At 42.3% G+C, this 2176-nt stretch carries 1 protein-coding gene and 1 pseudogene; both read left to right on the top strand.

The window, feature by feature from the left end:
* On the top strand, positions 1 to 1780 hold a 1780-nt coding region (locus MSA64_RS08990), incomplete at its 5' end, for a VirD4-like conjugal transfer protein, CD1115 family (protein ID WP_287891381.1).
* 147 nt (positions 1781 to 1927) lie between these two features.
* Positions 1928 to 2056: pseudogene (locus MSA64_RS08985) on the top strand (Maff2 family mobile element protein); the annotation flags it as partial.
* Between the last annotated feature and the right edge of the window lie 120 nt (positions 2057 to 2176).

Below are 2176 nucleotides of genomic sequence, written 5' to 3'. Positions count from 1 at the left end.
TACAGTAGTGGACAGGCTGGTGGTTCTCCTTATGAACTATCCGTTAGCGTTTAAAAAGTTACTGCCAAGTATACAACCGAAAAGTCTGGCTGCGGGAACTATCGCAGCAGTCAGTGTGTGGGCAGTGGTATATTTTAAGGGAAAAAATGGAAAGAAATTTCGCCAGGGAGAAGAATATGGTTCTGCCAGATGGGGAAATGAAAAGGATATAGCCCCTTTTATTGATCCGGTCTTTGAGAACAATATTCTGCTGACACAAACGGAACGTCTGACCATGAACAGCAGACCGAAGAAACCAAAGTATGCCAGAAACAAGAATGTCATAGTGATCGGGGGATCTGGCAGCGGTAAGACCAGATTTTATGTGAAACCACAGCTTATGCAGATGCCGGATAATGTGAGCTTTGTGGTCACTGATCCCAAGGGGACAATTATCGTAGAATGTGGTAAGATGTTAGCACGAGGGACACCGAAGAAAGATAATAATGGGAAAATCCTGCGTGATAAAAATGGCAGAGTGGTAATGGCTCCTTACAAAATCAAGGTGCTGAATACCATCAACTTTGCCAAAAGTATGCACTATAATCCGTTTCATTACATTCGTTCGGAAAAAGATATTCTGAAACTGGTAAATACGATCATGGTAAATACCAAAGGAGAGGGAGAAAAATCTTCCGAGGATTTCTGGACAAAAGCGGAACGTCTGCTGTATTGTGCTTTGATTGGTTATATCTACTATGAAGCACCGGAGGAAGAACAGAATTTTTCAACCTTGCTGGAATTTATCAATGCCAGTGAAACCAGGGAAGAAGATGAAGAGTTTAAAAATGCAGTGGATTTGTTATTTGAGGAGCTGGAAAGAGACGAGCCGAATCATTTTGCAGTAAGGCAGTATAAAAAATACAAGCTGGCTGCAGGAAAGACAGCAAAAAGTATTTTGATCAGTTGTGGTGCCAGACTCGCACCCTTTGATATTGCGGAATTGCGGGAGCTTATGTCTTATGATGAGATGGAGCTGGATATGATCGGAGATCAAAGAACTGCATTGTTTATTGTAATCTCTGATACGGATGATACATTTAACTTTGTGGTTGCCATGATGTACAGTCAGCTTTTCAATCTGTTATGTGACAGGGCCGATGACGTTCATCATGGAAGATTGCCTTATCATGTAAGAATCCTCTGTGACGAGTTCGCAAATATCGGTCAGATTCCGAAGTTCGATAAGCTGATTGCAACGATCCGAAGCAGAGAGATTTCTGCATCCATTATTTTGCAGTCACAATCACAGCTCAAGACCATTTACAAGGATGCCGCCGAAACTATCACAGGCAACTGCGATACCATGCTGTTCCTTGGTGGAAAGGAAAGTACCACTCTGAAAGAAATTTCGGAGACGCTGGGAAAGGAAACCATTGATTTATATAACACTTCTGATACAAGAGGACAAAGTCGGTCTTACGGTCTGAACTATCAGAAAACAGGAAAAGAACTGATGAGCCGGGACGAACTGGCAGTCATGGACGGCAACAAGTGTATTTTGCAGCTTCGTGGTGTCCGTCCGTTTTACAGTGATAAATTTGACATTACAAAACATAAACGGTATCAGCAGTTATCCGATTATGATAAAAAGAATGAGTTTCATGTGGAAGAATATATGAAACATCAGATGGAAGTCCGGTTAAGTCCGGAAGAAGCGTTCGACCTTTATGTGTATGAAGGCTGTGAACTGGAAAAACAATCAAATAGTGAAAATGAAGGCACAGAGCATGTAACGTAAAACATACATAGCTCTTTTTTTTATGCCCTTTTGGGAGGTAGCGATATGCGTAAGCATGAAAGACCGCCCATCAGGGCGGAACCCTCCGAGTAGTAACCGTTAAAAAATCATAATGAAAACAGCAGTTACGAAAGGAGAACATAGATTATGGCGTTTTTTACATCCGCAATTAATATTTTACAGACTCTGGTTGTTGCAATCGGAGCTGGTCTGGCAGTTTGGGGAGTTATCAATCTCCTGGAGGGATATGGAAATGACAATCGTGCGACACGTTCGTAAGTGAAAAGCTTACGCACAAAGTCGAAGGGCAATTGTAGCCCGAAACTTTGGAGAACTGATATTCCGATGGGTGAAATGAGGGGGTAACGTCCCGAAGCGCCACCCTAATACTCCGAA

The organism is Oliverpabstia sp. (assembly GCF_022785585.1).
GTDB lineage: Bacteria > Bacillota > Clostridia > Lachnospirales > Lachnospiraceae > Oliverpabstia > Oliverpabstia intestinalis.
The sequence above is the reverse complement of the archived record's forward strand: the minus strand, read 5'-3'. Positions and strand labels throughout refer to the sequence as shown.